This is a genomic window from Methanosarcina sp., assembly GCF_028693135.1.
In the GTDB taxonomy this organism is placed as follows: domain Archaea; phylum Halobacteriota; class Methanosarcinia; order Methanosarcinales; family Methanosarcinaceae; genus Methanosarcina.
The window spans coordinates 34092-60849 of the sequence record NZ_JAQUVZ010000008.1 but is presented as its reverse complement, the minus strand read 5'-3'; the positions used below and the strand labels follow the sequence as shown (position 1 = coordinate 60849).

Annotated in this window: 19 protein-coding genes and 1 pseudogene; 8 read left to right on the top strand and 12 right to left on the bottom strand. The window is 41.9% G+C overall.

Translation table 11 applies throughout. The annotated features are described in order from the left end of the window. Positions 1–404: 404 nt before the first annotated feature. A complete protein-coding gene (locus PHF18_RS05860) occupies positions 405–1886 on the bottom strand; it encodes an asparagine synthetase B (RefSeq protein ID WP_300099651.1) in 1482 nt (493 codons plus the stop codon). Positions 1887–3515: 1629 nt separating this feature from the next. Between PHF18_RS05860 and purS the strand changes: the two genes are divergently transcribed. From purS to PHF18_RS05845, 3 genes are all read left to right on the top strand, one after another. After that, positions 3516–3767 carry a phosphoribosylformylglycinamidine synthase subunit PurS gene (gene purS, locus PHF18_RS05855; RefSeq protein WP_300099787.1) on the top strand — a complete coding sequence of 84 codons (252 nt, stop codon included), beginning with the start codon at positions 3516–3518 and terminating at the stop codon, positions 3765–3767. Positions 3768–3854: 87 nt separating this feature from the next. Continuing rightward, on the top strand, positions 3855–4553 hold the full coding sequence (gene purQ, locus PHF18_RS05850) for a phosphoribosylformylglycinamidine synthase subunit PurQ (RefSeq protein WP_300099648.1): 699 nt from the start codon (positions 3855–3857) through the stop codon (positions 4551–4553). A 240-nt stretch (positions 4554–4793) separates the two neighbouring features. Continuing rightward, complete coding sequence (locus PHF18_RS05845; RefSeq protein ID WP_300099644.1) at positions 4794–5636, top strand: MBL fold metallo-hydrolase; 843 nt, start codon at positions 4794–4796, stop codon at positions 5634–5636. A gap of 177 nt (positions 5637–5813) precedes the next feature. Here PHF18_RS05845 and rnhB (PHF18_RS05840) read toward each other — a convergent pair whose 3' ends face one another. The 4 genes from rnhB (PHF18_RS05840) to PHF18_RS05825 form a co-directional block, all read right to left on the bottom strand. After that, positions 5814–6479, bottom strand: coding sequence for a ribonuclease HII (rnhB, locus tag PHF18_RS05840; protein ID WP_300099640.1), 666 nt, complete (start codon positions 6477–6479; stop codon positions 5814–5816). Positions 6480–6755: 276 nt separating this feature from the next. Next, the gene (gene fxsT / locus PHF18_RS05835; RefSeq protein ID WP_300099637.1) at positions 6756–10304 is read right to left on the bottom strand and encodes an FxSxx-COOH system tetratricopeptide repeat protein; all 3549 of its coding nucleotides are present in this window, start codon (positions 10302–10304) and stop codon (positions 6756–6758) included. A gap of 102 nt (positions 10305–10406) precedes the next feature. Then, positions 10407–10877 (bottom strand): ribonuclease HII, encoded by a 471-nt coding sequence (gene rnhB / locus PHF18_RS05830; protein ID WP_300099634.1) that lies wholly within the window; start codon positions 10875–10877, stop codon positions 10407–10409. A 149-nt stretch (positions 10878–11026) separates the two neighbouring features. After that, positions 11027–11749 (bottom strand): diphthine--ammonia ligase, encoded by a 723-nt coding sequence (locus PHF18_RS05825; RefSeq protein ID WP_300099631.1) that lies wholly within the window; start codon positions 11747–11749, stop codon positions 11027–11029. 327 nt (positions 11750–12076) lie between these two features. Here PHF18_RS05825 and pheT point away from each other — a divergent pair, with 327 nt between their 5' ends. After that, positions 12077–13711: a phenylalanine--tRNA ligase subunit beta gene (gene pheT / locus PHF18_RS05820; protein ID WP_300099628.1), complete on the top strand. Its 1635-nt coding sequence runs from the start codon at positions 12077–12079 to the stop codon at positions 13709–13711. Between the two features lie 100 nt (positions 13712–13811). On the opposite strand, the gene PHF18_RS05815 is transcribed toward pheT, so the two are convergent. Further along, on the bottom strand, positions 13812–14438 hold the full coding sequence (locus PHF18_RS05815) for a hypothetical protein (RefSeq protein ID WP_300099625.1): 627 nt from the start codon (positions 14436–14438) through the stop codon (positions 13812–13814). A gap of 120 nt (positions 14439–14558) precedes the next feature. Beyond that, the gene (locus PHF18_RS05810; protein ID WP_300099622.1) at positions 14559–14813 is read right to left on the bottom strand and encodes a hypothetical protein; all 255 of its coding nucleotides are present in this window, start codon (positions 14811–14813) and stop codon (positions 14559–14561) included. A gap of 81 nt (positions 14814–14894) precedes the next feature. Here PHF18_RS05810 and PHF18_RS05805 point away from each other — a divergent pair, with 81 nt between their 5' ends. Then, the gene (locus PHF18_RS05805; protein ID WP_300099619.1) at positions 14895–15674 is read left to right on the top strand and encodes a DUF429 domain-containing protein; all 780 of its coding nucleotides are present in this window, start codon (positions 14895–14897) and stop codon (positions 15672–15674) included. Between the two features lie 1099 nt (positions 15675–16773). Here the strand turns inward: PHF18_RS05805 and PHF18_RS05800 are convergent. Together PHF18_RS05800 and PHF18_RS05795 are read right to left on the bottom strand one after the other, a co-directional pair. Continuing rightward, positions 16774–17946 (bottom strand): type III PLP-dependent enzyme, encoded by a 1173-nt coding sequence (locus PHF18_RS05800; protein ID WP_300099616.1) that lies wholly within the window; start codon positions 17944–17946, stop codon positions 16774–16776. Between the two features lie 649 nt (positions 17947–18595). Further along, on the bottom strand, positions 18596–19891 hold the full coding sequence (locus PHF18_RS05795) for an APC family permease (RefSeq protein WP_300099613.1): 1296 nt from the start codon (positions 19889–19891) through the stop codon (positions 18596–18598). Positions 19892–20082: 191 nt separating this feature from the next. On the opposite strand from PHF18_RS05795, the gene PHF18_RS05790 reads away from it, so the two are divergent. Next, complete coding sequence (locus PHF18_RS05790; RefSeq protein ID WP_300099610.1) at positions 20083–20958, top strand: hypothetical protein; 876 nt, start codon at positions 20083–20085, stop codon at positions 20956–20958. Between the two features lie 134 nt (positions 20959–21092). Here the strand turns inward: PHF18_RS05790 and PHF18_RS05785 are convergent, their stop codons facing one another. Further along, positions 21093–22274, bottom strand: a complete 1182-nt coding sequence (locus PHF18_RS05785) for an FprA family A-type flavoprotein (RefSeq protein WP_300099607.1) — start codon at positions 22272–22274, stop codon at positions 21093–21095. 562 nt (positions 22275–22836) lie between these two features. On the opposite strand from PHF18_RS05785, the gene PHF18_RS05780 reads away from it, so the two are divergent. After that, a complete protein-coding gene (locus PHF18_RS05780; RefSeq protein WP_300099604.1) occupies positions 22837–24357 on the top strand; it encodes a glutamine synthetase family protein in 1521 nt (506 codons plus the stop codon). Positions 24358–24850: 493 nt separating this feature from the next. On the opposite strand, the gene PHF18_RS05775 is transcribed toward PHF18_RS05780, so the two are convergent. Further along, entirely contained in the window at positions 24851–25174 is a 324-nt protein-coding gene (locus PHF18_RS05775; RefSeq protein ID WP_300099601.1) for a YbjQ family protein, read from the bottom strand. A gap of 8 nt (positions 25175–25182) precedes the next feature. Next, entirely contained in the window at positions 25183–25404 is a 222-nt protein-coding gene (locus tag PHF18_RS05770; RefSeq protein WP_300099598.1) for a hypothetical protein, read from the bottom strand. Positions 25405–25673: 269 nt separating this feature from the next. Here PHF18_RS05770 and PHF18_RS05765 point away from each other — a divergent pair. Next, positions 25674–26114, top strand: a pseudogene (locus PHF18_RS05765) (potassium channel family protein); the annotation flags it as partial. Positions 26115–26758: the final 644 nt, after the last annotated feature.

The window sequence follows — 26758 nt, the reverse complement described above, 5'->3', positions numbered from 1 at the left end:
ATGAGATAGACTCTAACGAGGTTTTTAGCTTCTTCCGGACACAAATGAGACAATTTTGCACAGTATCCACTCTTATGCTATTCACGATTATAGAACAAGTCCAGGCGGATTTTCCCTGCCAGACATCACTAAATCTAGCTAAATACGAGCAGAGTTTAGACCCAATCTTTTCGTGTGCAACTATGTAACTCCTGCTTACTTGATTTTTTTCTCATACAGGAGTAAAAATAAATTTGCTTTTAATTGGCAATTATGTTTCTATAGTTAACACTGCAGTTTAGATAACCATCATATAAAAAAGTTTTCAAATCAACTCTTGAGACTTTAAATTAAATTTCAGGTCATGTCCTTATTGCTTCAAAAATTATTATCTAATGGATTGATCGTCCATTACTGCCTTTGTTTCAGTTCTTATTTATGAATTTGAATCTCTTTTCCGAAGCAATTTGCATTAGGTATTTTTCTATATGATTCCCCTGCTTTTTAGAAAAACCCGAATCCCTGGCAAGCAAGTCGAGCACCTTCTGTACTCCTGTCCCGTACTGCATTGCTTTTTTCTCTTTCCAGAGAATTTTCGGAGGGACCAGGTCTTCTGCCGCTTTCCTGAGAATATATTTTCGTGTATAAAAGCCATCTTTTTTCAGGACCTTAAGCTCCGGAATTATTGCCAGCCCGGTTTTTATTACTTCTTTATCCAGGAAGGGGACCCTGAGTTCCACAGAATTTGCCATTGTAACCATATCATCTCTTTCAAGGTTAATTGTTGAGATGCTTTCAAGGTCAGAGTAAATCTCCCTGTCAAGCACATCAGGGCCCTGCTCGAAAAACCCTTCATGCCTCCTGTACCCTCCAAAGAGCTCATCTGCACCCTGCCCGGTCAGAAGGACCCGCTTTCCATCTTCTCGTGCGATTTTTGCAACTATGTAAAGAGGAAGCCCTATTGCAACCGTCATCGGGTCCGTAGATTCTGTTGCATAAATTACTTCAGGGACTGCAGCTTCTATTTCTTCGGGCGAAAGGAAATGGACTTTCAGGTTTCTCTTCATACCGATAGCCTCAGCTGCACTCTCTGCCTGGGCAACGTCATGGGAATCCGGAAGCCCAACTGCATAGAGGAAGATGTCAGGATCAGTCCGCTTTGCCAGGGCTGCTAAAAAGGTGCTGTCAATTCCTCCTGAAAATGCAATTCCCGCAGTTGGGGTAAGCCTGAGTTCCACAGCCTTTTTAAGGGCTGCCTTCAGGTGAAATAAAGCCTCTTTTTCGGCGTATATTCTCTTTTCAGGGGATTTTGTCTTCCGGGATCCTTCCGGAGTTTTTTCTGTTATTTTCCCATTTTCGGCATTGAAACCCAGAATCCCTCCCTGAGGTAAAGGCTTTGCTTTTCTCCCGGTAAAAGCAAGGGCTTTTTTTTCGGAGGCAAAGGCTATCTCTGGCTTTTTCGCTCCTTCCCCAGAGCAGTAAAAAAGAGGTTTTACTCCTGAAGGGTCCCTGGCAAGTACAAGTTCTCCTCCGCAGGCATATGCAAGGGCATAGTCCCCGTTTACTTTAGAAAGTGCGGAGCAGACAGAGTTTACTGGCGTGCTTCCCCCCTTTACCCCGGTTTCTATAAGTGAAAAAAGCAGTTCGGTATCAGAATCGGTTTTTATCCCTACCTCAGCTGCAAGCTCGCGAAAATTGAATATCTCCCCATTGAGTACGAGAGCTCCTATCCCTGTGAGAGGCTGGGGCATATCTCCTGTTATTTTAAGCAGGGTATTTCCTATGCTCAGGTTTCCTGCCGTATAGACCCCGCAGGCATCAGGTCCTCTGTGTCCCAGGGCTGCAAGCATTTTCTTTACTTCTATATTACTATCGGGGGTTCCGACCACACCTGCTATTCCGCACATAGTTACACCTTTTATTCTGTTTTTTCTGTCCGGTATACACGAACTCCACCCTGTATTTATTATTTTGCTATCTTTCGGCAGGGCACCTCCAACCAGCCTGAATACGGGGCACTGCCCGGAAAGCAGACCGATCTGGAAAAATGTGCTTCCAATGCAGATTAAAAAACGCTGATCAAAAAATGTGATGGGTCCTGATTAACTGGTTGATCTATTACGGGATCCGGGAGCAAATCTTTCAGTTTTCTCTTCCTGCGCCGCGCGAGACCTGGACCGGCCCGCCAGGTTAGAAAAAAATAACCTGCAAACCAATACTGCTATTAAGAGAAGTTGACACTCTGAAAATACCCCGGGCTAAAAATACTTCCCCTTACCCTGAAAACAGCCATTCAATTCATAGTCAATATAAGCGCCTCCGCCAGTCGTCTGGCGGCCCGTCAAAAACCGCATAAAACCGCATAAAACCGCATAAAACCGCATAAAACCGCATAAAACCGCATAAAACCGCATAAAACCGCATAAAACCGCATAAAACCGCATAAAACCGCATAAAACCGCATAAAACCGCATAAAACAACAGAAAGACCTCAAATAAAAAATAGAAAAAAGACTCAAAAAAGATCATTCTTCAGATAGAATTTAATTCAGCTTTCGTTGCGCTCATTCTGATTTTTCTGTCGCTATTATTTGTTCGTCTTTGTTGTTCTCTCATCTGTTTCCCCGGGAATTTCTACCTGTAAGTATTTTATCGGCGGCATCAGTCTTTTTTACTGTTGACTTTTTCTCTCTTTTCTGTTCTCTTCTTTTCTTTTTGTCTGAAAGCCGCTCTCCTGCGTCGAGCGTGGCAAGAACGACCCGGTAACGCGAATAAGGTTGTGCGATTCAGAGAAATCGTAATTTAGTCATCTGAAGCAAAGCTCACTGCTAAAACCCATCAAGTAGTCCTCTTGAGCGCAGCGAAAAGGACCTCGTGCTCCCGAAGCGAAACTCGGGAGGCGCAACTCGGGCTATTATTCCCTAAGCAATTTTACAGCGAACACAGGGTCCCCCTGCAGGGCAGCAAAGGGATTTCTTGCGCTTTTATCGTCCCCTATCCAGATGGAGTTCGCACAGTGAAGGCAGCAGCAGCATGTAGCGTACAGGTTATTTTTCGGCATGTAAGCTTTGCAGCAATTGCTGCCCCTCAGGATTCCATATTTGCAGAGGACGAGCTGTCTTGTCAGGTGCAGGTCCTATTCCATACTATCCGGTTTACATTCCCAGTTATCCGGTTCATTGAAATCCAACATCTCACCCAATATATAATTACGTCTTATATACATTTAAAACTTTACTATTCTGTCCTGTAATTTTATAATTAGCAATTTTATAAATCTTAGTGGGGCTGCAGACAATAACGGATGCTTTGATTTTGAAGGACTTTGCATGCTATGAAGGAAGTTTTTTATCTGTGCTCTCCAATATACGCAACGTTTTTAAGCATCTTATAATTATTATGGTGCAGACCGGAAATTGTTTACCTTTAAGCTCACTTTATCTTTCACCTTATCTTTCACCTGATGTTGCATTCAGGCTATCGAAAAGCAGGTGAAAGTCCGATAATTTAAAAATTCAAAATTGAGGCTTACAAAGATGCAGTACCAGGCAACAGTAACTATTGAACAGAAAGCAGGCATGCTTGACCCTGAAGGCACCACAGCAAAAAGGGCTCTCGGACACCTTGGATATGCAGTTGAAAGCGTAAAGACCGCAAAACTGTACGAAATAGTGCTCGAAGCCGAATCTGCCGAAGTTGCGGAGCAGAAAGTTGATGAGATGTGCCAGAAGCTTATTGCAAACCCACTCATCCACAACTACACTATACAGCTCAGGGAACTTAACTGAGGGCTCCCTGCAGGAATAACGGGATTGAAGAATAAAATCAAGAAACTAAATTTTTTGAAACTACTAAAGTAAGGTTGAGGGAAAAAGATGAAGATTGCCATTATTCAGTTCGGGGGCACAAACTGCGACATGGATGTCCAACATGTCCTTAAAGACGTGGTTGGTGTGGATGCCGAAACTGTCTGGTACAAAGATGAAAACCTGGCCGGTTTTGACGGAGTCGTTGTTCCGGGCGGCTTTTCCTACGGAGATTACCTCAGAGCAGGGGCGATTGCAGCCCGAACTCCGATTATGGATTCCGTAAAAAAAATAGCAGCCGAAGGAAAACCTGTGCTTGGGATCTGCAACGGTTTCCAGGTGCTTACTGAAGCCCGGGTTCTCGAAGGGGCTCTTACCACAAACGAGTACCCCAAATTCAGGTGCCACTGGACAAACATCAGGGTTGAGACCACTGATACTCCCTTTACCTCGAAGTTCAGGAAAGGCGAGGTCATAAGGATGCCCATCGCCCATATGGAAGGTAAGTTCTTTGCTGAGGAACCGACCCTGGCTGAACTTGATGAAAACGAACAGGTTGTTTTCCGTTACGTAGACGAAAAAGGAAGAGCAACGGATGAAGCCAACCCCAACGGCTCTTTGGAAAACATCGCAGGAATAGTAAACACTTCAAGAAACATTCTCGGCCTCATGCCCCATCCGGAAAGAGCTTCCGAATCAATCCTCGGCTCTGCTGACGGAAGAAAGGTTTTTGAGTCCATGGCGGATTATATTACTGAAAATTTCTAATCCGCTTTTTATATGAAACAGCGTAAAACCCCTGGGTTTTTACAGGCTGTCCGATAATTACTGCCAGTAATAATTAAGTTTTAATTAAATTCCTTTTTTTTTCAATTTAAAGGTTCTAGATACCTTATTTATTACATGTTTTTGCCTTGAAATTGAATTGTCGGACAGCCTCTTTAGCTCAGGGGTAGTTCACAGGTATTTGATAATATTATTATAGGCTGCAGGCAAAATAAACTCCTCATGAAACTCACGGTCCTTGTTGACAATAACACCCTTATTGACAGGTATTTCCTTGCCGAGCCTGGTTTGTCCTTCCTTCTGGAGGATTCGGGCACCAGAGTCCTTTTTGATACCGGGTATTCGGATATCTTCCTCAAAAACGCCTGGAAAATGGGACTTTCACTTTCGGACCTCGATTACCTGGTCCTCTCCCACGGGCACCTGGACCACAGCTGGGGGCTTGAACCCCTGATCCGTCTCTTCACGGAAGCAGGGATAGAAAGACTGCCCTGCAGGTCTCCAATTCTCGTTGCCCATCCCCTCGCCTTCGAAAGCAAAAAATGTGAAGGGATAGGGGAAATCGGAAGCCTGCTCACCCCTAAAAAGCTTTCAGAACACTTCAGGTTGCAGCTCTCAAGCATTCCCCTCTGGCTGAGCGAGAGGCTCGTTTTCCTTGGGGAAATCCCCCGGAACTTCGCCTTTGAGGCAGAGGCAGCTGTCGGATACGTGCAGGACAGCAAGGGAAACAAAATTCCCGACCTTCTTCCGGACGACACGGCCCTGGTGTACAGGGCAGAAGAAGGGCTCGTAATCATCACGGGCTGTTCCCATTCCGGGATCTGCAATATCACCGAATATGCAAAAGAAGTCTGCGGAGACAGCAGGGTCCTTGATATAATAGGCGGCTTTCATCTCCTGGAACCCTCAGAAGAAAGGATCCACGGGACCCTCGAATTCCTCAAAAAACTTGACCCTGCCTGCGTTCACGCCTGCCACTGTACGGATTTAAATTCAAAAATAGAGCTTTCAAAGGTCTGCAGGATTAAGGAAGTGGGAGTTGGACTGCAGATCGAATATTTTTAATTATTCTTCATTTTATTTTCTCTTCTTTTTCTCTTCCTTTTCTCTTCCTTTTCTCTTTCGTTCATTTTCTCCAGGAAAAAGCCGGTAGCATACGCAACCGGTGAGTACGCTGGGTCCGATTTATAAGAAGATGCCGGCGGTTCTGGAAATCTTTTTGGAAATCTTTTTGGAAGGCTTTCATTCAGCTTTTTTCAGTTCTTCCCTTATGTTTTCCACAGTCTTCCAGGACTGCCTGACGATAGCGGGAAATTCTCCGTGGTGTTCTTTTCCCCATTTCAACAGGAACTCTTTTGTCTTCGGGTCCGAAGGATAGCCGCTTCCAAAATCCGCGTTCCATTCTTTCTTGAGCTCTTCTATAAGCTCGTCCCTGCGTACTTTTGCAATGATCGAGGCTGCCGAGACTACAGGATAGGTGGCATCTGCCTGGTGCATGGAAATTATCTCTATTTTCTTTGCATGATCAGGACTGGTTTTTGCATACTGCCTGCGGATATTTTCGCCAAAACGCTCGGCTTTCACGTCCGCAGCATCAACATATACCAGATCAGGCTTTAGCTGTTCAACCACTTTTGCAAAACAGACCACCATGATCTCATTCATAGTCATGATCTTACGGAGTTCGTCGATCTGAGAGGGGCTGATCTCAAGGACGAAAAAACCGTCTGCGTGTTTTTTGATCTGGGCTGCAAGCTGCTCCCTTTTTTTTGGAGTCAGCTTCTTGGAATCCGCAACCCCCAGCACCTTGAGGATATGGGCTTTAGACTCATCTATCTTTACGCCCCCTATGCACATGGGCCCGATTACAGGGCCTTTTCCGGCTTCATCAATTCCTGCGATCATCATTTTGTGGTTGCCTCCTGATTTGAGATAAGAGAGCTTTTTACTTTATAAAAATAGGTAAAGGTATATTTTATTCTCACTAAAAAATTCGTAATGATTCTAAACAATACCTACTTTTAACATCTTTGTTTAACTCTATTGGCAAAGTATTAAACGAGGCTCTATTTTGATATACATATTTATATTTAAGCTTCAGTTAGCAAGTTTATTGAGATAAAATAATCTTTGAAGCCATTTCCAGTCAGGCAAGCCGCACACAGAGACTATGATAAATAGAGCTCACTTTTTGTTTCCTTTTTCAATTTTTGAACGTATCCTTTTAGCTCGATTACGTTTTGTTGTAGCTTCTCTATTCCTTCCCATCTTTTCTAACAAAGAAGCATACTCTTCTAAGAGGCTAGCAAGCTTAAGACTATTTTCTCCTTTGGTTTTTTCCACAACATCAGTTGCTCGCTCAAAATGGGACTTGGCTTTGAGATATTTCCCCTGATTATAAAAAAACACTGCTAAGTTATTAAGACAGGCGGTTACATCTGGATGCTCAGGGCCCAGTGCTCTTTCTGTAATTTCCAGGGCATGGGTATACAGAGGTTCAGCTTCAGAATACCTCCCCAAATCACTATAAACTGTCGCTAGATTATTAAGGCGATTACCTACATCTGGGTGTTCAGGGCCCAGTGCTCTTTCTGTAATTTCCAAAGCACGAGTATACAGAAGTTCGGCTTCAGAATACCTCCCCAAATCTCTATAAACTGTCGCTAGACTGTTAAGGCGACGACCTACATCTGGATGTTCAGGGCCCAGTGCTTTTTCTGTAATTTTTAAGGCACGAATACAAAGAGGTTCGGATTCAGAATATCTGCCTAAATCTCTATAAATTAAGGCTAGATTATTAAGGTAGACCGCTACATCTGGATGTTCAGGGCTAAGTGCTCTTTCTGTAATTTTCAGGGCACGAGTATAAAGAGGTTCGGCTTCAGAATATCTGCCCAAATCGCTATAAACTCCGCCTAGGTTGTTTAGACTCTCTGCTATAGCCGGATGGTCTGACTTTAAGACAGTTTCTCGGATTTCTAATGCACGTACTTGTAAAGGTTCAGCTTCAGAATACCTGCCTAAAATTCTATAAAATTCCGCTAAATTGTTAAGACTCTCTGCTATAGCTGGATCATCTGAATTAAAAGTATTTTCTCGAATCTCTAATGAACGCAAGTATAATGGTTCTGCTTCCGAGTACCTGCCTAAATCTTTACAAAGCTCACCTAAATTGTTGAGGCTCTCAGAGATATCAAAATGTTCGGGTTCCAGAACTTTCTCTCGAATTTCCAACGAACTTTTCAAGAGCGACTCGCTTTCCTTGAAACGTGCACGTTTATGCAGATAACTGCCAGTTGAGTTTAGCAATTTTGCAGACTCTTCATTCTCGATGTCCCACAATCCAATATATTCTGCACAGGTCTGCGCATGTGGAAGAAGCTTGTCACAAAGCTCCCAATTTTTATACTCAACTTCAGGAAATGCACGGTTGACAGCTTTAACAACACGTTCAGCCCAGAGTTTCTGTTCACTTTTTTCCATTCCGTCTCTAAGAACAGCCTGTACAAGGCGGTGAATATCGTAATTACGGCAACCAGTTTCACGATTGATCAAAGAGTACTGCCAGAGTGGGTTGAGAACTTCATCAAAAACGAGGGGATCTGTATCAATCTCATCAAATTCGGCAGAAATTGATGGTCCTAACTCGTCCGCGCCTTTATAAAAAATTTCGGCAGGGATCTCGTGGGGATTGAGATAAGCACTTGCAAATAAAACATCTGCTGAAACTTCCGATTTTTTATTTACCTCCTCGAAGTTCATTAACCAGGTGGTAGATATCGATTCTGGATACTTGCTCTTATCAATCGGAGATTTTTCTAATAACTTCAGGCCGCGTTTATTATAGCTAACCAGATAATCTTTAAAGCTGGAGTTGTTTGCGTAAATATAGGCTCCTGCTTGTTCTAAAGCCAATGGAAGATAACCAAGTTCATGTACAAGCTTTTCAAGAGCTTCAAATTCAGATTGATGTAGATCAGAACGCACTGTACGCTTCAGAAGGAAACTCTTAGCTTCGTCAGGAGACATCTCCTCCATTTCAACCAACCCTGTAATCTCAAGTGCATCAAAAACTTGTGCTCTTGAAGTCAGGAGGATATGCCCTTTGGGTTCTGGAGGAAGATAATTCTTTACAAAAGAAGTGTCATCCGCATTGTCGAGAACAAGTAACCATTTCTCATGAGTTCTAAACCAGTTTAATACAGCTGAAACAATATTGTTCTGGTCTGAGTCGTTTTTAACCGGTAAATTCAATAATTTTGCAATATCGACATAACCGGAAATTATCGAATCTTCAGAATCGGCTTTGACCCAGAATATAAATTCATATTCAGCACAATAACGATAGGTATATTCAACCGCAGTTTGTGTTTTCCCAATACCTCCGAGTCCGCACACTGCAATGGGTTGAGATACAGCAACTGTATTATCTGAAAGAAGAGCTTCATGAATTTGTTTTAACTTATCTTCACGCCCTGTGAAACGAGTGTTCCTTGAGTAAGGAACGTTTGATATTGTGGCTTTTGATTCCGGAGCAGGCTGAGGAGGCAAAATTTGTACAGGCGTGGAATCAAAATCTTTAGTAATAGCGAGAGTTTTCGAAGAAGAGTCATTTTTCTGTATATTTTCATCCAAAATAGCAGTTATTTCAGGAGTGGACTTCTCAGCAGGTTCATGCACTCCAACATCCGATTTACTATTGATTATATTTTCTTTTTTCTTAATATTTATGTTGAGACTCTCTAGATTCCATATGCCGTCATTGTTTGTCTTATTCCCAATAATATTTGGTACCCATACGCCGTTATTATATGTTCGTAGGAATACTTCTCCTCTGTTTTCTGAAGGATATAACCTTATAAAATTATATCCGTTTTTTTGTTCGGAGCTATTGTAAAGAGCTCCAGCTGCTATGCGGATATGTTTTTCGATAGGCATTACCCAGTCTTGGTGTTCATGCCCATGAAGATGGAAATTAAAGTTTCTTTCAATTTCTCGATTTATTTTTGGGTCTTCAAAATTTGTAAACCAGTTGGGAGGGTGATGAACAATAGCTATTGAAAGCATAGTTTCTTTTAGCTTATTGCGAGCTTCCGATATTTGATAAGTTCCGAGCAATAAGTTTGCTTTATCTTCATCGCCACCATATGAAGACCAAGCAGAATTCAACCCAGCAATTCCCACATTAAAACCATTGATATCACATATTATTGAATATGTCAAACGATCAGGATCTTGAAGAAGGTGCTGATAACCACTATTTTTCAAAAAGTCTCTATAGTCATTTAGACGTTCCATGCACCTTTTCCAGTCCACATTATTTTCCGTTATTAATTCATTGATGCGTCTTCTTCCAATTTCCGGACTATTTATTAGGAGGCTTTTGAGCCATTTAGTTTGACCTTCTCCTACTAGAGTGCGGTTCACATCATGGTTGCCAGGTACAATAAAAATGTTTGAGATGGGTATTTTTGGAAATATCTCTCGGATTCTTTCCAGAAATTCATTAGCTTCTTCATACTGATCTCTTAGCGACAGACCACACGAATCATTAAAATGACCTAAGGCTACGTCACCGGTGAAAAATATTAAATCAGGATATAAATTGTACTCACTCTTCATTCTTTTTAAGTCGTCAAAAAAACTGTCAATAATTTCTTCAGAATCCCACCCATTTTTCTTATTGCAAAAATGAGTGTCTGAAATATGTAACCATGTAATCGTTTCACTCATGAAGATCAGTTATCCCAACTATTGTAGCCTACTAAAAAGAGATCTACACAGTTGTATAATTAAACTGACTTAAACTTTTTGATTTACTTTTCTTCCGGCTTTTCACTTTTTTCCGGCTTTTTCCAGTTTTTCTCTTATGTTTTCTACGGTTTGCCAGGACTGCCTGACGATTTCCGGGAACTTCCCGCCGTGTTCTTTTCCCCATTTAAACAGGAACTCTTTTGTCTTCGGGTCCGCGGGATAGCCGCTTCCGAAATCCGCGTTCCATTCTTTCTTGAGCTCCTCTATAAGCTCGTCCCTGCGCACTTTTGCAATGATAGAAGCTGCCGAGACTACAGGATAGATGGAATCTGCCTGGTGCATGGAAATTATCTCTATTTTCTTTGCGTGGGCAGGACTGGTTTTTGCATACTGCCTGCGGAGATTTTCGCCAAAATGCTCGGCTTTTACGTCAGCAGCATCGACATACACGATATCCGGCTTCAGCTGTTCAACCACTTTTGCAAAACAGACCACCATGATCTCGTTCATTGTCACGATCTTCCGGAGTTCGTCGATCTGCGATTGTCGCACCCCACTCGGGTGTGTGGATTGAAATAAATGATCTACAACCGTCTAAAACCGCTGGAAATTTGCGGTTTGAGGGCAACATAACACGAGCAAAAAAGGTAGGGTCCGGAGTAAAATAGGTATGATAAAAGAGGAAAGCCGAAAATGCAGGCTTATTTTTTCTCGGCCTCGAACTTTGATACCTCCAGGAACCAGTAGTCTCCCCGCAAGACCATTTCACTCTCCATGACCTTTATTCTGTTTTTGAACAGCGGGCAGTCGATAACAAAGGTATGGAACTCCCCGTTTTCACCGCAGGGGTCGATTGAAGGATTGTGCTTTTTCAGGTCGCATATGAAATTTTCATCGATCTTTCGGCCCAGCCACTCTTTTCCTAACAAATCGGCTTTGACGCTGAGCAGGATCACCCCAAACTCCGAATCTATGAGACTATTTATGATCTGCTCGGAATTCCTCTGCCAGAGCGGCATTATTAACTCGAGGCCCAGTTCCCCACATATCCTGTCTACAAGGTTCTTGTGCGTCTCGATATGCCCGAAAACCGCCCCGTCTATTTTATCCCCGCTATCCCTTAAATCACGGACCACTTTTTTGAATTCCTGTTCATATGAAATATAGTCCTTATGGAGAAGGGGAATTCCAAGAGCTTCAGCCTGTGCATAAAGCAGGTCAGGATTGATGTCATGGGAACCGCGCCTCTGGATTTCTCTGAAGTTCAGGAGGTGGGAGACCTCAAAACCTTCCGAGATTGCCCCGTAACATGCAAGGCAACCGTCCTTTCCTCCGGTCCAGGAAACAACCACTCTGCCTTTATCACTCTTGCCTTTGTCGTTTTTGCTTTTATCGTTCTTAGTTGAAATGGGATTGGTGCTCATCTTCTACATACATGCACAATTTGAAAAAAAAGCTTTTGTTTTTTCACCGACTCTCTGCCCGAATATTCCTTAAAATCTCCTGAGGCCTGGTCTGTTTCTTCCCGTACATCAGCGTGATCAACAGGGAGCCATTGATAGTGACCCCGCAAAATATGGGAATAATATACTTTTGTCATAAACATTAGCTTGCTGCATGCAAAACCATATATCATTATGAGATACTGTTTACTCTGAAACTTTTCTAACACTCCCCGAAACAAAAGCATTAAATCTAAAGTTGCTTATTTTTGGGTTAAGTTAGCTAGCAACATATGAGATGAATTCCCCATGCCAGTAATCACCTTGCATTATGAAGACCTTGAGAAACTCACAGGAATAGATAAGGAAACCATCATAAAACGGGTGCCCATGATAGGGGCCGATATCGAAAGGATTGAAGATGAGTACGTCGATATCGAGTTCTTCCCTGACAGGCCTGACCTCTACAGTGTTGAAGGGGCAGCCAGGGCAATGCGGGGTTTTCTGGACCTTGAGACCGGGCTTTCCGAATATGCGATAAAGCCTTACGAGGTATCCATATCCGTCAGTGAGGATATCCTGAAGATCAGGCCCTTCCTCGGGTGTGCGGTTGTAAGGGGAGTAAAGTTTACATCCTCTTCCATCAAATCCCTCATGGACCTGCAGGAAGACCTGCACTGGGGCCTCGGGAGAAACAGGAAAAAAGTGTCCATAGGGGTCCATGATCTTAAAAATGTGAAGGCTCCTTTTCGCTATATGGCAGTAGATCCCGAATTCGAGTTTGTGCCTCTTGATTATACTGAAAAGATGAGCATGACGGAAATCCTGGATAAGCACCCGAAAGGCACAAGGTTTGCCCATCTCGTAAGGGGTTTTGACAAATACCCGATCATCCTGGACGCAAATGACAATGTGCTGTCCTTCCCGCCCATCATTAACGGTACACTTACGTCTGTAACCGAAAGCACAACCGACCTGTTCATTGATGTTACAGGCCTCGGGGAAGCTGTCTACACGGCTTTGAATATTGTTGTTACAGCCCTTGCAGAAAGGGGAGGGCAGATCGAGTTTGTAAGGCTAATACGTCCAGGGGGCGAAGAACTTGTCCTGCCTGACCTTGAGCCCAAAGAAAGGCTGCTTGCCACAGGCGAGGTAAAATCCCTTATAGGCATGGAACTCTCAGTTGAAGAGATCGTAAAACAGCTTGAGAGGATGCGCTTTGGAGCATCTGCCCTCGATAAAGAAACCGTTGAAGTAAAGGTGCCGGCCTACAGGGCAGATATCCTGCACAACTATGACCTTGTAGAGGACATTGCCAAAGGGTACGGCTATGAGAATATCAAAGTGAGAATCCCTGAGACCTATACCGCAGGCAAGTCCCACCCGATTTCCCTGATGCGGGCTCCAGTAAATGAAATAATGGTCGGGCTTGGCTATTATGAGGTTATGCCTTTTACGCTTACCAGCGAAAAGGTCAACTTTGAAAACATGCGCAGGCAAAAGACTGATGACGTTACCTACGTGCTTCACCCGATCAGCGAAGACCAGACAATGCTCAGGACAACCGTGCTCCCCAACCTTCTTGAAATTCTTGCCTTAAACCAGCACAGGGAACTCCCGCAGAAGATATTCGAATTCGGAGAAGTCGTCAGCAACGAAACAACCGGTCAGCACGTAGCTGCAGTCTCGATCCATCCGCAGGCAAATTTCACCGAGATCTATGAGGTTGTGGACGCCCTCATGAGGGAAATGATGCTTCCCTACGAGGTAAAAGAGTCCGAAGACCCTGCTTTTCTTGAAGGCAGGCGGGCAGATGTTTATGTCAACGGCAAAAAACTCGGAGTCTTTGGAGAACTCCATCCCGAAGTAATAAACAACTTCGCACTCGGATACGCTGTTGTAGGGTTTGAGCTTGACCTGAATGACCTTATAGGTAAAAATTAAATTTAAAAATAAAACTAAAAATAAATATAAATATAAATATAAATATAAAAATTAAATTTCAGTTAAGAGGATTAAGAGGTAACTTTCCTCTCCTCTTTTTTTACTTTTCTCTCAGCATCTTTTCCATTTCAGCTGCAATTCTCCTAACTTCAGGTATTTCATCGGTTTCAGCCAGCCTGTAGACCATGTCAAGCATCTGCTCCCTCAGGAATTCCAGGTCTTCAAGGGCAAAGCCCAGTTCTTCGATGAGAGCTCCCAGGCTTTTTGTTTCTATGAAATCTGCCAGTTTTTCAGGGTCTGCTTTTATCAGGAGGAGAGCTTCGGGGGAGTTAAATTCCACATTATATTCTTCTTCAAATGCCCCTTTTGGAAGGGTTTTGAGCCACCTGACTCTCCTGATATGGCTGATAAAGTCGCTGAGCTTCCTGTATTCGTAATCCCCGGAAATCTTTCCGATCAGGACCTCATTTCTGGTCTTGAGGGGGACTGCTACAAGGTCTCCTTTTTTTATTTTTGTAATGAAAGAGCAGATGTCCTCTGCCCAGGTTCCGGAACGATCTCCTCGCATGCCGGGATATTTTTCAAGTATGAGTTTCTGTACCTGCTCTTCATTTTTAATATTCGATAAATCGGATAACTCGGACCACCCGATGGTAACCACGCTGTCCTCCTGAATTATCTCTTCGTCTTCCAAAGTGCCTGCGGCTTTGAGCAACCAGAGTTTCATGACCTGTCTCCAATTTCATTGTTAATCTGATAATTTTTACTTATTGCATGAATATTTTTACTTATTGCATGAACATTTTTACTTATTTCATGAACATTTTTACTTATTGCATGAACATTTTTACTTATTGTATGAACATTTTTTCCAGCCAGAAAAATCTATTTGATTAACTTTTAGATCTATTTGATTAACCTTTAAATCTATTTGATTAACCTTTAAATCTATTTGATTAACCTTTAAATCTATTTGATTAACCTTTAAATTTATCAAGGCAACCTTTAAATCTATCAAGGCAACCTTTAAAGTTATTTTATTTACTTTTAAGCTAATCCTGATAACCTGTTCCGACCTTTGAGCTTCTACAGATCCGTACATCTTTTTTGTTAATTAACTGTTTCCCGCAATCCCGGGTCTCCGCAAGAAAAACTCTTTTAAGTTTGCCCCCCAGGTACAGGTATGGGCAAAAAGGTCTTTGTCGGGGTCGATGGCTGCAGAGCAGGTTGGTTTGCAGTGTTCCTTGAAGGAGAAAATAAGAGTGACTGTACCTGGAAAGTTGAGATTTTTCCGGAGTTCTCATTCCTTGTTGATTTTTTGAAAAACAATTATGGACAGGCAGACCCCCTTATTCTTATTGACATTCCAATCGGCTTGAAAACAGGGGGTGGAGAGCGGCTTTCAGATCTTGGAGCCCGAAGCCTCCTGAAAACACGAAAATCGAGTATATTTCCTGTGCCCTGCAGGGAAGCGGTTTATGCGGAAACCTATAAAGAAGCCTGTGAGGTCAATGAAAGGCTCACGGGAAAACGCATCTCAAAACAGGCCTGGAACATAGTCCCTAAAATCCGGGACGTGGACAGTTTCCTGGTTGAAAACAAAAACCTCAGGGAAAAAGTCAGGGAGGTCGGGCCGGAAATCTGTTTCCAGGCTTTTACAGGCTTTCCTATGAAATCTCCCAAAAAGAAAGTTGAAGGTTTTCTTGAAAGAAAGGAAGCTCTGGGTAATGTCTGCCCATTTGCAAATGAAGTCATCGAATATGCCCTTTCAAAGTACAGGCGAAAGGACCTTGCAAAAGACGACATTCTGGATTCCCTTGCAGCTGCACTCACTGCAAAAATGGGGGGCATGTATGGGTTTAAGTATGTGCCCAATGAACCTGAAACTGATGGCAAAGGGCTGAAAATTCAGATGGTTTACTACGAATGTAAGGAGTTTAAAGTTAATAAAAATGCAGAATGAACTTTGAGAGGGTCAGAGTAAAAAATTTGGTTTGAAAGCTGGTTTGAAAGCTGGTTTGAAAGCTGGTTAGAAAGCTGGTTAGAAAGCTGGTTTGATAACCTAGTTTTAATATTTCCCACACTTTTCGACCTTGTACTTTCATTCAAAGATTCTAATTCTTATTTTTCGAAGATTCAGTTAAAATGATTCAGTTAAAATAATAGTTGCAGATTATGGGGTAATTTTTCCAATCTACTACGAGGGGAATCGGTATATATCGACCATGTTAACTAGAAAGCATCAATAGACTAATGAGCAGGTTAGCCAGTATTATTACTGTCCAGTAAGTCCCCACCTACTAATTAAATAAAAATAGGAACAATTATAAAACTTATTCAAAAGAAACACATCATAAAAAAAGATAACATTTTAAAAATATACTTGTAGAGTGATCATATTATATGGAATGGTTATCGGTTAAAGATTATTATTAGTTCAAAAAGAGTTAGTAGGGACCGAGTCCCTATTCTCGGAATCCCTACCTGCGATCCAATCCTGGATTGAGAGAAAACCCTTTAACCCTCAATCTACATTTATTTTAGAATAGTGTGGATATATATATCATAATCGATCCAAAAACTCAGTTATGATATCTTTTTTTAGTACCATTGTAAATTATTATGATAACTAATATTTCAATAGTACTAACATATGGTAAAAATTTCATTTTATTATAAATATAATAAAAAGGTATTTTTGCAAATATGATTTACAGCACTTATGAGAAACAAAGGAGAAAGCTTATGATCTTTAGTCGTGGAATGAATCCGTCAACTCCTTTCATTTTCACTATCTGCTAACCTCCAAATATTATTCAGACCCATACTGTGTGCTGAATTCCTAAGCGATAACCAGGCCAGGGAAACCAGAACTCATTTGATATTTCTTCATCTCTGGAACAGAGGGTAGAGCCTGAGAGGGTAGAGCCTGTGGGCTTATGAACGGTAGTTCGAGGCATGAAGCAGGAAGCTACGATGCTTTAGCTAATGGTAGTTCACACCATCTGATAGCCAGATTACACTGCCAATAAAAAAAGAAAAATAGTAAGGGCATCTGCCCTTTAGAGAATGTAGGCTTTGAGAGGTGGAAAGCCGTTAAAATTCACGGAACTGTAACTCTGGGTGTAGGCTCCGGTTGTGAAGATATATACACGGTTGCCTTCTCTCATAGTATGAGGGAATGAATACTTATGGTTCTCATAGAGGATGTCCATGCTGTCACAGGTGGGACCTGCGAGGATGACCTCTTCTGCACATCCTTTTTTATCACAGAAAATGGGGTATTTTATGCATTCGTCAAGGGTCTCAATAAGGCCGCCGAATTTTCCTATATCAAGATAAACCCACTTGTACTGGTTAAACCTGGCCTTCTGAGCGATCATTATGACTTCACTTACGATTATACCGGCATCGGCAACCAGAGAACGCCCAGGCTCTATAATTATTTCGGGAAGCTCTTCTCCGAAGTCTTCATGCAAAAAGCGGCGGATTTCATTGGCATAAGTCTCAAGGTCGTGGGCCTGAGCCTGGTATTTTGCGGGGAAGCCTCCACCGAGGTTGATCATTTTCAGCTGAATTCCCTTTTCGGCCACTGCTTCAAAGAGGTATTTACACTTGGATATTGCATTGTCCCACTGCCCGATATCTCTTTGCTGGGAACCAACATGGAAAGAAAGTCCGTAAGGTTCAAGCCCAAGCTTTTCGGCTTTCATAATCAGTTTGTATATCAGGTCAGGATGGGAGCCGAATTTTCTAGAAAGTGGCCAGTCCGCACCATCACTTTCTGTAAGGATCCTGAAAAAAACCTTTGAGCCGGGAGCTTTTCTGGATAACTTTTTCAAATCACTATCAGAATCCGTAACAAAGAGCCTTACTCCTTTTTCATAGGCGTAACCTATGTCCTTTTCTTTTTTGATCGTGTTTCCATAACTTATCCTCTCAGGCTCTACCCCGAGTCCTAGCAACTGATCAAGTTCGTAAACTGTTGCAACATCAAAGTTGGAACCTTTGTTCTTCAGAGCGAGCACTACCTCATCCATAGGATTGGCCTTTACAGCATAGTGAATTTTTGCAAAAGGCATGTGCTCTACAAGTTCGTCATAACTTTGCTCTATTCTCTGAAGATTGACGATCAGAAATGGTGTTTCTTTATCCCGGGAAAACTTCTTAATTTTATTAAAATCTTCTCTTGGAATGAAGTCCTCCAATGGGAATTCATAAGGCTCTTTTCTCATATCTACTCCCTTTTTTAACCTGAAATTATTTGTAAGCCGAACTGAAACTTTATTATGGTCTGAGTGAGAATCTGTTTAAAATCCGTTCATTTATATTGGGGGGCATATGTATATAAATTTTTAGTATGTTGCAGATTTGTTTCAGTTTAGAGATTTATAATTAATAATACAGACAATCCTTGAAATAAAACGAGTAAAATAGGATTTTAGGTATATAAAACTAATTCTTGTTGAATATACAGACTCAAAAATAACTAAAATCGAAAAATATTCACTATAAATCGTCAGATGTTTTAAAAAAGCCTGATTAAGCTTTTTTAAGCAATTAAAAATATCTATATGCTTTTTTAAGCAATTAAAAGCATTAAAAGCCCATTTTGATAGATCGGGCATACCATAAACACCTGTATGTTCCGGAAATATGCAGGTGCAGTTTTAACCTGAATAAGGAATTTAAATCTATAAATATGAAAAAAAATACTTTTTGAGTGAATAAATGGATATTAAGTTCTTTTTAAGCTATTATTCAGATAAATCTCTCTTTATATGGGTTTTTTAATTATCTCAAATGTATTTGTTATATCCAACTGTACAAATAATCTTCCGATATTTGTGGTATTAACTGTAAGAAAACTATAATGAGAAAAAATCAGCCAGCCAGAATCTCAACAGACTTTTTTCTGGTTTTGAGCAGCACTATAATTACGCTTATTCCTGCAAGAAAAAACCCGTAAACCATGACTTCTTTACTGATCTGGGAAAAAAGAAAAACAGCAGATAGAGCACCAAGAACCGGAAACAGGGGCAAACGGCCGATGCTGAACGGCACTCTAAAAGGGCGTTTTCTACCCGGCTCTGTGTATCGGAGCTTTATGAGGGAAATATTAACTATAAAAAAGACAATAAAAATCATAAAATTCGCAATATTTGCTACCGTTGTTATGTCTCCGAGGAGAAGAAACAGACTCGAAAAGCATGCAATTCCAAAAATTGCAGTCCAGGGAGTCTTGAAGAAGTGGTGTACACGTGCGAGGATTTTCGGAAGCGAACCTGCTTCTGCCATGCCGTAGACAATCCTCGACCCTCCAAGCATAACCACAAGTACGGTGTTCGTTGTGGAAAAAAGAGCGATCCAGGAAAGAAGGACAAAAGCTTTATCTCCAAGAGAAACAGCCGCAACATCAGCAAGTGGAATCTCTGAAATTCCGAGAACCCGAAAATCAAGCACACTTACAGCAGATACTGCCACACAAATATAGAGGAACACAGTGACGAAGATGGCAATAAGCAAAGCTTTGGGAGTTGTTTTCTCTGCATCTATCGTTTCCTGGGATAATCTCACAATATCTTCAAAACCAAGAAATGCAAAAATAATCAGGGCAGAAGCCTCAAAGACTCCTGAGAGGTTCGGAGTTTCAAAATAATTTACCGTTCCAAGATGAGGAATTCCCACGTAAATAATAATCAGAAGTCCCGAAAGTTCTATAAAAGTCATGAGAATAGCCAGCCGCGCGGACTCCTTGATGCCGTAAACCATGATCAGACTCAGGACAATAAACAGACTTACTGCCCCGATTAAAATTCCACCCCCAAAAAGGTTACTGAAGTACCTTCCGAATCCGAGAGCAACCGCAGAGCCGGTAATTGCTACATAATAGATTACGAGAAGCCCTACAAATAGACCCACACGTTCCCCAAAAGCTCTTCTTGTAAACTCATACTCTGCCCCTGCCCTGGGATACATAGAAGAAAGCTCCATATAACTAAGGGCGGAAAGTGCAGCAGTAAATCCTGCAAACAGAAAAGAAAGCCAGACCATATTGCCTGCAAGTCCTGCAGCTTTTCCCATAAGCACATAGATCCCGGCTCCGAGAATATTGCCAATTCCTACCAGAGTAATTTCCAGTAAACTCAGTTCCTTTTTTAGTTCAGATTTCCCTTCCATAAGAAAACCTCTTCATCCGGAACTTGAAATTCAAGCTCGAAGATCAGCTTAAAAATGAACCTTAAGCCTGTTCAAATCATAATTTCTCAAATTATGTTTAACTTTAAGAATTCTATACCAGATGATATTCTATTTCTGAATTCCGAATAATAAACACAAAAGTTAAACATGTTCAGCTCGCAGAGGTAAGAATGAAGGTTGAAAGGCTAAGTTCACTTACTCGCTCAATAGACCTTGATTATCCCACAAACAGGGCAATTGTGATAATTTCCCTGCTTTTCCTCTTTGGAATCTCAGGCTTTCAACTTTTCCTTGGAATGGATATTTCTGCGGCTTTTTACTCAGGCTTAAGAGCAGGAACATCGGTATTTTTTGCCTGGGCGTTTGCAAGGGAGCTTGACCCGGACAACGAACTCTCTGCTTTTTTTGCAGCTTTTTTGGGCTGCACAGGCTTTCTGTTTTTCCCTGCTCCTTTTTTGCTTGCTCTCTTCCTGGAACTTCTGCTTATTCGCATAGTTAACAGAAGTACCGGGATGCCTTCAAAAACTTCCGATTCTCTTGCGGTACTTCTGCTTTCAGGCTGGATTTCGCTGCAAGCAAACTGGACTTTTGGCTTATTTACTTCACTTGCATTTTATCTGGACTCTTTCCTTCCTGTACCCAATCGTCACAACCGTATCTTTGGAGGAGCAGCCTTTATCGTTTCAGTACTTGCTTTCTTAAAGGCTGCAGGACAAGAAAACACTTTTCTGGATATAGAAACCACTTTTCTGGATCTGCAATCAGGCTTACTAATGTTAATAGCAGCTCTACTTTTCATTCCTATTATCCTTAGCTCCCAAAAAATAAAATCAGGAGGGGACATGACAGGAATTCCTTTAAATCCTCTTCGAGTGCAGGCAGCTCAACTGACAGCTCTGCTGAGTGCAGGCTTGTTGACAGCTCTAAGGGGATGGGCAGGAGCCGAAAGCCTCATGCCTTTGTGGGGAGCCATTTTAGGCATTTCCCTTTACGGATATTTACGCATGCTACTGAAAAGATTACATAAGTCTTCTCAATCAGATTAACCGCATCAGTCAGATAACAGTATAGTGCTGACGTGGTGTAGCCTGACGTGGAGGAGCCTGATATGTATGCCTGAGAGGATTCCTCCTGCAAACCTCTTCCTCCTGCAAACCTCTTCCTCCTGCGATTCACTGAGTCATGCTTTCATTTTTTGAGCCAGTTCTCGGCCGATTTCCTCAACTTTTTTTAAGTCTTCTTTTTTAGCTCTGCCTTTCACCTGGTGGGTTCCCACAATCTCCATTTTCAAAGGAGCCAGGATTTCACCTGCCTGCTTCAGTGCCCCTCCACCCCAGCCAAAGGACCCGAGTGCAACCCCATACTTTGCCGGTGGGTTTAGAGCTTTTACCAGAGAAGCGCCGTAAAGGGCAATCGGGTGCATACCTCCCAGAACGGTCGGCGATCCAAGGACAATAGCCCGGGAATCAACCAGTTCTCTTGCAACATCCCCTATATCCGAGACTGTAAGATCATACATTCTAACATCTACGCCTTCTTGTAATAGAGTTTCTGCAATTGTCCGGACCATCTCCCTGGTGGATCCCCACATACTCACATAGACAATAAGGGCTTTATTCTCTGTTTTTCCTGCAGTCCATTTCGTATATGGACCTATAATTCTCCCGGGATCTTTGTAGATAGGTCCGTGGCTCGGGGCAATAATTTTTATGTCGAGATCCTTTATTTTTTCAAGAGCCTTTGCCCCCATTTTCCCGAAAGGCATCATAATTTCGCCGTAGTAGCGTTTTGCGAAAGGAATGAGATCCTCTATATCTTCATCATAGATACCCTGGGCTGTATGAGCTCCGAAAAAGTCGCATGTAAAAAGAACTTTGTCTTCAGGCAGGTATGTGAACATGGTTTCAGGCCAGTGAAGCCAGGGAGCTTCTATGAAACGAAGGGTCTTTCCTCCCAGATCGAGGCTATCTCCTTCAGCAATGATTTTGATCCTGTCTTCAGGTAGCTCATGGTAGAGCTTTGCCATCTTCACTCCTTTCTCAGTTGTTACAAATAAGGCATTAGGAGCTTTTTCAAGGATAAAGCTAATAGCATTGGAATGATCCGGCTCGGCATGGTTCATTATCAGGTAATCAAGTTTTTCCAGGTCTGAGACCATATTGATTTTTACCTCAAATTCCTCTTCAAAACCCGGATTTACAGTATCTATAAGGGCTGTTTTCTTCTCGCCTTTTACAAGAAAAGAATTGTAGCTGGTGCCCTCTGGCAGAGGAATTAATGAATCGAACATCCTGAGGTTCCAGTCTTTTGACCCGACGCTGAAAACATTCCTTGCAATCTCTGGAATATTATAAGTTTCCATACTTTTCCCCCATTCTTCCTTATGGAATAATAGAAAATATACCAATAGAAAATATACCGAAATTTCTGGCTGTTCCAACCAATTTTATAACTATATTTGTTATAACCATATTTATTAGATGTCTTTATTACATTATTAAAAGAGTTGTGTTTATTAAATATCGTTATTGTGTTTTTATTACAGCGGGATTTATTAAATATATATAAATATCTATATTGTATTTTTATAGTTTTATTTATTAAATATGTATATATTGTATTCCTCAAATATATTTGTTAGACAAAACCCTCTTTTTCACCTGCTCGTGCTGTCCGAAAAATCGAATTATGTGGTACATGTCCATGATAATCTTTCACCTCTTTATATTTTCTTTAAAAAATAAAAAAAAGAAAACTTTATATAGACAGCAGTAAGTTATCTCTTTCCTGTTCAGACATAAATTTACAAAATTATGATTGATACGGCAATCATTAAGTCTGAAAAATATTCGGTATTGAAATGAGGCTTTGAATACTTGAATACTCGAATATTCCAATATTCCAATCAAAAAAGAGGGATAATTATGAAAACATCATCAGTAGAACTTAATCCGAACAAACTGGTACAGTACCTCAATAAACCAGCTAGCGAATTCACCAAAGAAGACATTATAAAGTTCGTCAAGGAAAACGGCATTAAGATGCTTACTTTCCGTTATGTTGGCGGGGATGGGAGACTTAAAGCCCTCGCCTTCGTGATCAGAGACGAAGAGCACCTTGACAACTTACTTTCCGCCGGTGAGAGAGTAGATGGATCAAGTATTTTTTCATACATTGAGGCAGACTCAAGTGACCTCTATGTAGTCCCTAAATACAGGACTGCTTTCTTAAATCCTTTTGAAGAAATTCCCACTCTGGACATTCTCTGTTCCTATTTCGACAAGGAAGGGACCCCCCTCAAAAGCGCTTCTGAAACCGTCATGAAGAAGGCTAGTCAGACCCTGACCGAGAAGACAGGCTATGAACTTCAGGCAATGGGCGAACTTGAATACTATATCATTGCCAACAAAGATGAAGTCAACATGAATTTCCCGGCTGTTGACCAGAGAGGATATCACGAATCGAATCCCTTCACCAAATTCGATCAGCTCAGGAAAGAAGCAATGTTGTACATTTCCGAAGCTGGCGGAAAAATCAAGTACGGGCACTCTGAAGTAGGGAACTTCACTGATGACAAGTACTACTACGAGCAGAACGAAATCGAATTCGAGACTGACTCACTTGAAAACAGTGCCGACAGCCTGCTTATTGCAAAATGGATGCTCAGGATGCTCGCCGACCAGTATGGTGTAAGAGTCAGTTTTGCCCCGAAGATCACTGTCGGAAAAGCCGGAAGCGGACTGCACGTCCATATGAAGCTCCTGAAAGACGGAAAGAGTGTCATGGTCGAGAACGGGAATGTTAGCGACGTTGCAAAGCGTGCAATGGCAGGCATTCTTGACATCGCTGCAGGAATCACTGCCTTTGGGAACAGAATTCCTACATCCTACCTGCGCCTTGTTCCTCACCAGGAAGCTCCTACCAACATCTGCTGGGGAGACAGGAACCGCTCTGCTCTGGTCCGTGTGCCCCTTGGATGGTTCTCCGAAGGGTCCAACTCGATGGTAGCCCTCGCCAATCCGAACTACAACGAGGATTTCAGAGACCACAGCTACAAGTCGACCTTTGAATTCCGTGCTGCAGATCCTTCAGCTGACCTTTACCTCCTCTTTGCAGCTTTCGCTGTAGGTATCCGCCACGGGTTTGAGATGGAAAACGCCCTTGAGGTTGCAAAGAAGCTCTATATCAGCGTGAACATCTTCAAGGACGAACATAAGGAAAGGCTTGCTCAGCTTGAACACCTGCCTGCTTCTTGCTACGAGTCCGCTCAGGCCCTGAAGAAACAGAAAGACATTTTCATGGAATACGATGTCTTCACCGAAGGCATGATCAATGACGCCGCAAAAGAACTTGAAGCCCTTAATGACGACCAGCTCAGCGAGAGGCTCTACGGCAAGAACGACGAAATCAGGAAACTTGTGGACGCTTACTTCCACATTGGCTAAGCCTGATTGAAGTAATTTAAACAACCTTTTTTTCTTTTTTCTTTTTTCCTACCGGAAAAAAGCGGGGCTCAGTCTCTCCAGGGAGCAGGGCCCTGTAAATAACATTTTTTGTCCTTAGTTTTTACAATTTTTCTGACGCGCTGATGGTGTTTGAGGTTCTGCCCGGGACACAAAAAGAGATCAGACGGTTTGTTGACTAAAAGAACACAACCGCTGGATTGAAAATTCCCAAGCTTAGACCGGAACAACATTAAATAGCTTCTCAAACCGTTTCTGAACTAAATCCAGATAAAACGGAATTAGCTTTATTGAATCGTTTTTGTCCCAAACGCAGTCCGGTTTTCCCAAAATGAAAATTAAAAAGATGAGTAGAAAGTAAAAGCGACAGATAAACTGCCATGATACTGCGAAAATAGGTATTAATATTTTAAAACGGAAGCAGTCTCGGAGTCCTTTACTTCACTAAATTGGGTTATTATTTAAGGAACAATGATTATTCCCTGTCCCTTAGCTTAACAGCTGTTCCGTATGCAAGTATCTCGGCCGCCCCTGCCATTACCATGGAGGTCATGAACCTGACATTTACCACGGCATCAGCCCCCATTTTTTCGGCATCTTCCACCATGCGGTTGATCGCCTTTTCCCTTGCCTCTTCAAGCATCTCTGAGTATTCTTTCAGTTCACCCCCTACGATGGTGCGCAGACCTGAAATGATGTCCTTGCCAATATGCTTGGCCTGAATGGTACTACCACGGGCCATTCCAAGGGTATGTGTGATTTCCTTTCCTGCTATTGTATCTGTGGTTGCGATTATCATGTTCTCACCTAGTATCTTCTTTCAGTTTCCTTATCCTCAACACTCATTTTTTCCTTTATCAGGATCAATAAAACCAGCCCTATACCTGCTACAATTGCCCCAATAGACATTTTAAGTATCAGGCTGGACTCTATGGTCAAAAAATTATAAAGGGCATATCCCAGCAGCGAGAGGAAGCCCATTACTGTCAGTCCTATGCCAAGATTTCTAACTGCTGTGTTGCTGTTCATAAGAACACCTCTTCAAACAAAATTGGAAATCATCACAGAAACCAGATTGTTTGAGAAATGATATAATTACAGGATACACTATATCACTTTCTTTATATTAAGGATATGTTGTATCTAATGCAACCTCTACGAAAATGATTATTCGAATCATTCCAATATTATGAGAATAGGTCAAAAACCTGGTAGTTCACGCCTAATATTAAACCACTGTATGAAAATACTTAATAATTTGTGAAATATTGGTGGTGATCTGAAATCTACGGTTACTCAGGGTTTTCAGGGTACTCAAACTCATCCAGCGTCCTGGTGAAGCTGATTTATTGATGAGAGCTTTACGTGCAAGCCGGCGAAAAATAATCCTGTTCCAATTTACTGTTTTGACTCTGGTGGTGATACTGGGCTCCCTTATGTACGTAATTGAAGGGGCAGAGAGCGGGTTTACCAGCATACTCCGGAGCATCTACTGGACGATCATAACCCTTACAATCGCAGGATACGGAGACCTAGTCCCTGAGACTAATCTCGGACAGGCACTGGCATCAGTTATCATGATAATAGGCTACAGCATCATAGAGGTTCCAACAGGTATTGTCACATCCGAGATCACCTTTGCAGGCAAAAACATTAAAGGACAGATGTGTCAAAATTGCATTTTTGAGGGGCATGACAGCGATGCTAAATTCCGTGAGCGTTGTGGGGCAGAATTATAAGCCTCATATTTGACCGGTTGAGCCATTTGTTTCCAGAATCTTGTTCCATACTTCTTGCGAAGAGAATGAAGACTTCCCTGGCTCAAAGAGCTTTTCGAGTCCAGGGGAAAGGATCGACGAGTCAAGAATATCATCAGGCAGAAATGATGTCCAGGTAGGAATGTGCCTTTTTTGTATCAGAAAACCGGACCCTCAATTCCAATTTTGAAAAGAAGGGGAAACCATCCGTAGAATTGAAGAAATCCCGAACTCAAGCCGAATCAACCGGAATTAGCTTTATTGAGTCGTTTTTTTCCCGGACGTAAGTCCGGCTTTTCCAAAATACAACGAAAAAAGATCAGTGAAAAATGAAAAAGACAGCATAAAAGCGGATGTCTGAACAAAAAAAATATATTAATGTTTAAAAAAAGTCCACGCTCATATCACATTTAATCACTCTTTTTCTTTTAGGAGTGGGCCGCCAGAAAAGCTGGTGGAGGCTTTCGATATCTTCTCAGGACAAAACGGTTTTTTTGCATGAAATGAGAATTCTACAGAACTGGGAAGCAGGGATTTATCCTGAAACTCAAAAAGGACAAAACAGCAATTTTTTGATTTAAGCCGGAATTGCGGGGTTGGTTTTATCTATCTTTACGAATTCTAAA